The following is a 6,121-nucleotide window of genomic DNA, read 5'->3' as shown; positions in this document are numbered from 1 at the left end:
CGTCGGTGCGGGCCGCGGCCAGGGTGGCGAGGACGGCGAGACCGAGCGCTCCGCCCACCTGCTGGGTGGTGTTGGCCAGGCCGGAGGCGAGCCCGGCGTCGGCCGGTTCCGCGCCGGCCATGGCGAGCGTGGTGACGGCCGGCAGCGTCAGTCCACCGGCGACGCCGAAGACCAGCAGCGCCGGGAGCACGTCGCGGGCGTAGCCGGCGTCCACCGGTAGGCGGGCCAGCAGCAGGAAGCCGAGCACGGCGAGGGCCAGCCCGCCGACCAGCACCCGCCGGGCGCCGAACCGGCCCGCCAGGCGGCCGGCCAGGCCCAGCGACACCACGGCGATGGCCAGCGGGGTGGGCAGGAAGGCGAAGCCGGTGGCCGCCGGTCCGAGGCCGAGCACGAGTTGCAGGTGCAGGGCCAGCAGGAACTGGAAGCCGAAGTAGGCGGCCACCATGAGGAACTGCACCGCGTTGGCGGCGACCAGGCCCGGTGCCCGCAGCACCCGGGGCGGCAGCAGCGGGGTGGCGGCGGCCCGCTGCCGGGCCGCGAACCCGGCGAGCAGGACGGCGGCGAGCCCGGCGGCGCCCAGGGTGCGTACCGAGGTCCAGCCGTGCTCCCCGGCGCCGACGATGGCCAGCACCGCGGCCATCAGCCCGGCGGTGACCAGCGCCGCACCGGCCAGGTCCAGGCCGGCCCGCAGTCCGATCCCCGGCTCCCGGACGATCAGCCGTACGCCGGCGAGCACGATCAGGCCGCCGATCGGCAGGTTGATCAGGAAGATCGCCCGCCAGCCGGCCAGGTCGGTGAGAACTCCCCCGGCCAGCAGGCCGAGCGACGCGCCGGCCGCCCCGGTGAAGCTGAACACGGCGATGGCCCGGGCCCGCTCGGCGGCCTCGGGGAAGAGCCGCACGATCATGCCGAGGCTCACCGCGGTGGTCAGGGCGCCGCCGAGGCCCTGTACGAACCGGGCCGCGACCAGGGCGGCCGGTCCGGTGGCCACGGCACAGAGCAGGGAGGCGAGGGTGAACAGGGCCACCCCGGCCAGGAAGACCTGCCGCCGGCCGAGCAGGTCGCCGAGCCGGCCGCCCAGCAGGAGCAGCCCGCCGAAGGCGACCAGGTACGCGTTCACCACCCAGGCCAGTCCGGCGGGCGGGAAGCCGAGGTCGGCCTGGATCGCCGGCAGCGCGACCGCGACGATGCTGCCGTCCAGGATGATCATCAGGCTGCCGGCGCAGAGCACGAGCAGCGCGGGCCAGCGGTGTGTCCCCGTCATGGGAGGCGCCTCCTTGGTGCACGATTTGTTACCGAGGCCATCGTCTGTGACCATGAGGCGGAGCGGAAGGAGGCACTTCGATGTCCCAGGGGAACAGCTGTGTGACCGTGACGGCTCAGCAGGCCCGTGCCTGCACGGTGCGCGAGGCGCTGGACCGGGTCGGCGGCAAGTGGAGCATCGGCATCCTGATCGCGGCCTCGCAGGGCCCGATCCGCTTCACCGAACTGGAGCGCCAGGTCGAGGGGATCAGCCGGCGGATGCTCACCCTGACCCTGCGCAACCTGGAGCGGGACGGCCTGCTGCGCCGGCACGTGTATCCGACCGTGCCGCCCAAGGTCGAGTACATCGCCACCCCGATGGCGCTGGAACTCTACGAGTCCCTCGTGGCGCTGACCGAGTGGGCGGAGCGGCACCGGGAGTCGATCGGGGCGGCCCGGACGGCGTACGACCGCGAGCACGGGGCGCCGGCCGACTGAGCGCGGCTGTGGCGAAGCCCACGCGACGAGTCTGACCGATCGGTCAGCACCTGACCGATCGGTCAGGCATGCTGGAGGGCATGGCACGGGCGGTATCGGAGACCCACCACGAGATCCTCGCGGCGGCGGGGCGGCGCTTCGCCGTCACCGGCTACAAGGGCACCTCGTTGCAGGACATCGCCCGCGAGGTCGGCTGCTCCAAGGCCACCGTGCTCTACCACTTCGCCAACAAGGAAGCCCTGCTCAGCGAGCTGATGGCACCCGCCATCGCGATGCTGGACGAGCTCGACACGCGGATCGCCGGGCGGACCGGCGCCGACGCCCAGCGGGTGGCCGCCGAGGGCTTCGTCGACCTGGCGGTGCGCTTCCGTCGGGAGATCGCGCTGCTCCGCGGCGAGTTCCCGGACCTGCTCCAGCAGCCCGCGTTCGCGCACGTCCAGCAGATCTCCGAACGGCTCATCGCGGCCTTCGCCGGCCACTCCGACCGCCCCGCCGCCCGGATCGCCGCCCTGGTGGTCCTCGCCGGCATCGCGGAGACCTGCGGCGAATTCCTCGACATCCCGGACCAGGAGCTGCGCCCCGCGCTGCTGGCCGTGGCGCACCGCGCGCTCGAACCCACCACCTGACCCGAATCCGAACCCCGAGGACAAAGGAAACCTTCATGGCGACCCTGCTGTACCGGCTCGGCCGGGCATCCCTGCGGCGCCGGCGACTCGTCGCCGTCGTCTGGCTCGTCGTACTCGTCGGTCTCGGCATCGCCGCGGCCACCCTGAAGGGCCCGACGGCGAGCAACTTCACCATGCCGGGCACGGAGTCCCAGCGGGCCATCGACCTGCTCGCCGACCGGTTTCCGGCGGCCAGCGGCGCCACCGGCACCATCGCGGTCAAGGCCCCCCAGGCCGGCGAACTGCTCACCCCACAGGGGCAGGCCGTGGTCAAGCAGGTCACCCAGGAGGCGGCCACGCTGCCCGGCGTGGTCGGCGCGGTCGACCCGTACCAGGTCAAGGCGCTCACCCCGGACGGCCGGTACGCGCTGATCCAGGTGCAGTTCGCCGGCCGGGCCGACGACGTCACGACCAGCCAGCGCGACGCGTACGAGAAGGTCGGCGCGCAGGCCGAGGCCCAGGGCTGGCAGATCGCCCCCGGCGGCGAGGTGCTCAACGCCGAGCCGGAGGTCGGCTCGACCGAGGCCCTCGGCGTGGTGGTCGCCGCGATCGTCCTGGTCATCACCTTCGGCTCCCTGGTCGCGGCCGGGATGACCATGCTGAACGCGCTGATCGGGGTCGGCGTCGGCATGGCCGGCCTCTTCGCGCTCAGCGGCGCGGTCGAGCTGACCAGCACCGCGCCGATCCTGGCCCTGATGCTCGGCCTCGCGGTCGGCATCGACTACTCGCTCTTCATCACCTCCCGGCACCGGCAGAACCTGCTCGACGGGCTCTCCCCGGAGGAGGCGGTCGGCCGGGCCGTGGGCACCGCCGGCTCCGCCGTGGTCTTCGCCGGCGCCACCGTGGTCATCGCGCTGGCCGGCCTCGCCGTGGTGAACATCCCGTTCCTCACCGTGATGGGTCTGGCCGCCGCCGGCACGGTCACCGTGGCGGTGCTGGTCGCGATCACGCTCGCCCCGGCGCTGCTCGGCTTCGCCGGCCGCAAGGTACTGCCGCGCAAGCTGCGCGGGCAGGACGCGATCGAGTCCGACGCCACCGGCTCGGAGGACCGGTCCGGCTTCGGGTTCCGCTGGGCCCGGTGGGTGACGAAGCTCCGGATCCCGGTCATCCTGGTCGGCCTGCTCGGCCTCGGGCTGCTCGCGATTCCCGCCCAGGACATGCGCCTGGCGCTGCCCGACGCGGCCACCGCCGCCGAGGGCACCCCGGCCCGGGTCAGCAACGAGCTGATCCGGGAGGGCTTCGGTCCGGGCTTCACCGGCCGCCTCGCGGTGGTCGTCACCGGCGACTCCCCGCAGGCGACGCAGGCCGCGGTGCCGCAGGTGACCGCGCTGGTCCAGCGGACCGACGGGGTGCTCGCGGTGGCTCCGCCGCAGCTCGACCCCACCGGCCGGACCGCGCTGATCGGGGTCATCCCGAAGACCGGCCCGACGGACGCGGCCACCGAGACCCTGGTGCACGACATCCGCGACAAGGTCAGCGGGATCAGGAACGCCGACGTGCTGCTCACCGGCGTCACCGCGATCGGCATCGACGTGTCGGAGAAGCTCTCCGCCGCGCTCCCGATCTACCTGCTGCTCGTCGTCGGCCTCTCGGTGCTGCTGCTGATGCTGGTGTTCCGCTCGATCCTGGTACCGGTCAAGGCCGCGCTCGGCTTCCTGCTCACCGTGGCGGCCACCTTCGGCATCACCGTGGCGGTGTTCCAGCAGGGCCACCTGGCCGACCTGGTCGGGCTTGACACGCCCGGCCCGCTGGTCAGCTTCCTGCCGATCCTGCTCATCGGCATCCTGTTCGGCCTGGCCATGGACTACGAGGTCTTCCTGGTCTCCCGGATGCGCGAGGACTTCGTCCACGGCGACACCGCCCGACAGGCCACCATCAACGGCATGGGCCACGGCGCCCGGGTGGTCACCGCCGCGGCGCTGATCATGATCTCGGTGTTCGGCGGGTTCGTCTTCCTGGAGGACCCGATCATCAAGTCGATGGGCTTCGCGCTCGCGATCGGCGTGGCCATCGACGCCTTCGTGGTGCGGATGACCATCGTCCCGGCGGTGATGTCGCTGCTGAACAACGCCGCCTGGTGGATCCCCCGCTGGCTGAACAAGCTCCTGCCCAACGTCGACGTCGAGGGCGAGGGCCTGCGCGCCCACCTCGCCGAGAAGGAGACCGCCGGGGTGTGAGTGCAAGGAGGGGCCCCCTGTTAACGCCTGGCGTATAGCAGGGGGCCCTTCCTCACGCCTCCCCTCACACACCGGCGGGGTAGGTCTCCATTTCCCCAGGCGTGGTGAGGGCGGGCAGCGGATGCAGGGCCGTCGTCTCGTCGCACCAGATGAAGGCGTCGTAGCGCTCGCCGAGGCGGGTGGGCACGTAGTTGCCCCAGGACTCGAAGCTCGGGTCGTAGACCACCCCGATGGCCCGGTGGTCGGCCTCGCCGGTCACCCACTCCGGCTGCTCCGGGCCGCCGAAGACCAGCACCGCCCGCTCCGGCATCAACTCGTGCAGCCGCCGCTCCACCGAACCCTCCCGGGCCGGCGGCACCACCATCGCCTCGGCCGGCGAACCCCAGCGCGGGGCGGCGACCACCGTCCCCCGGTAGCTGCCGAAGCCGACCAGCGCCACCGCGTCCCGGCCGTGCCGCTCCCGGCCCAACTGCCCGATGTTGACCATGCCGTCCGCCGCCATGTCGGTGGCCCGGGCGTCGCCGACGTGGGTGTTGTGCGCCCAGACGATGCCGCGCGAGCCCGGGCCGTACAGATCCAGCAGCCGGTCGAGGGTGTCGGCCATGTGGGTGTCCCGCACGTTCCACGACTCCGGCCCGCCGCTGACCATCGCCCGGTAGTAGCGCTCGGCGCCGGCCACCACCTCCGCGTTCTGCCAGGCCGAGAAGCGGTCGGGACCGTCCGCGGCGGCCTGTTCCCGGGTACGCGCCAGCAGCCGGACCACCTCCTCCTCGCAGCGCGCGGAGACGAACCGGCTGGCCGTGCCGTACTCCTCGACCCGCTTGCCGTACGGCTCGAAGCAGCGGTACGCCTCCTGCGCCGCCTCCAGCGCGGCCGGTTCCTCCTCGCCCAGGTAGTCGAAGATCGCCTGCATGGACTCCCACAGGCTGTAGACGTCCAGCCCGTGGAAGCCGGCCCGCTCCCCCTCGGGGCGTTCGAGGTTCCAGGCCCGCAGCCAGCGGCTGAACCGGGCCACCTCGGCGTTCGCCCACATCCAGGTGGGCCAGCGTTCGAAGCGTTCCAGCGCGGCCATCGGATCGGCCAGCCCACCGGGAGCGCCCACCACCGAACGGTGCACCCGGTCACAGTCCGGCCAGTCCCCTTCCACCGCCACGAAGTCGAAGCCCTGCTCGGCGATGAGTCGCCGGGTCAGTTGCTCGCGCAGCCGGTAGTAGTCGTAGCTGCCGTGCGTCGCCTCGCCGATCATGACGATGCGGGCGTCCCGGACTCGTTCCAGCAACGGGTCGAAGTCGCTCGGCGCGCCGAGCCGCTGAACCAGCATGCCCACGGCTACCCGGGACCCGTCCGGGCAAACCGCCGCGAACTGCTGGCGGCCGGCGGCATGGCGGCGAGGAGAGCGGGTAGCCGGGCGGCATGACCGTCACCGGGGTGCAGTGGCAGGAGTTCCGCCCGCTGCGCCGGTCGTACGCCAGCACCCGGCCGTTGGGTCGGTGCTCCAGCAGGTCCCGCTTCCAGTGCGACAGGGGAAACCGGTCCGAG

At 72.9% G+C, this 6,121-nt stretch carries 5 protein-coding genes; 3 read left to right on the top strand and 2 right to left on the bottom strand.

Translation table 11 applies throughout. From position 1 onward, the window contains the following. Positions 1 to 1,264, bottom strand: a 1,264-nt coding sequence (locus tag ACWEVO_RS27380; RefSeq protein ID WP_452310374.1) for an MFS transporter, incomplete at its 3' end; no start/stop codon positions are given. An 80-nt stretch (positions 1,265 to 1,344) separates the two neighbouring features. On the opposite strand from ACWEVO_RS27380, the gene ACWEVO_RS27375 reads away from it, so the two are divergent. From ACWEVO_RS27375 to ACWEVO_RS27365, 3 genes are all read left to right on the top strand, one after another. Then, positions 1,345 to 1,740 carry a winged helix-turn-helix transcriptional regulator gene (locus ACWEVO_RS27375; RefSeq protein ID WP_452310373.1) on the top strand — a complete coding sequence of 132 codons (396 nt, stop codon included), beginning with the start codon at positions 1,345 to 1,347 and terminating at the stop codon, positions 1,738 to 1,740. Positions 1,741 to 1,820: 80 nt separating this feature from the next. Beyond that, the gene (locus ACWEVO_RS27370) at positions 1,821 to 2,366 is read left to right on the top strand and encodes a TetR/AcrR family transcriptional regulator (RefSeq protein WP_452310372.1); all 546 of its coding nucleotides are present in this window, start codon (positions 1,821 to 1,823) and stop codon (positions 2,364 to 2,366) included. Between the two features lie 35 nt (positions 2,367 to 2,401). Beyond that, positions 2,402 to 4,582 (top strand): MMPL family transporter, encoded by a 2,181-nt coding sequence (locus tag ACWEVO_RS27365; protein ID WP_452310371.1) that lies wholly within the window; start codon positions 2,402 to 2,404, stop codon positions 4,580 to 4,582. A 64-nt stretch (positions 4,583 to 4,646) separates the two neighbouring features. On the opposite strand, the gene ACWEVO_RS27360 is transcribed toward ACWEVO_RS27365, so the two are convergent. Further along, positions 4,647 to 5,903 carry an erythromycin esterase family protein gene (locus ACWEVO_RS27360; protein ID WP_452310370.1) on the bottom strand — a complete coding sequence of 419 codons (1,257 nt, stop codon included), beginning with the start codon at positions 5,901 to 5,903 and terminating at the stop codon, positions 4,647 to 4,649. Positions 5,904 to 6,121: the final 218 nt, after the last annotated feature.

The organism is Micromonospora sp. NPDC003776 (assembly GCF_053605645.1).
The sequence above is the reverse complement of the archived record's forward strand: the minus strand, read 5'-3'. Positions and strand labels throughout refer to the sequence as shown.

Coding starts and splice junctions, on each gene's coding strand:
- ACWEVO_RS27370 (WP_452310372.1), top strand. CDS start 1,821: ATGGCACGGGCGGTATCGGAGACCCACCACGAGATCCTCGCGGCGGCG.
- ACWEVO_RS27360 (WP_452310370.1), bottom strand. CDS start 5,903: ATGCTGGTTCAGCGGCTCGGCGCGCCGAGCGACTTCGACCCGTTGCTG.
- ACWEVO_RS27365 (WP_452310371.1), top strand. CDS start 2,402: ATGGCGACCCTGCTGTACCGGCTCGGCCGGGCATCCCTGCGGCGCCGG.
- ACWEVO_RS27375 (WP_452310373.1), top strand. CDS start 1,345: ATGTCCCAGGGGAACAGCTGTGTGACCGTGACGGCTCAGCAGGCCCGT.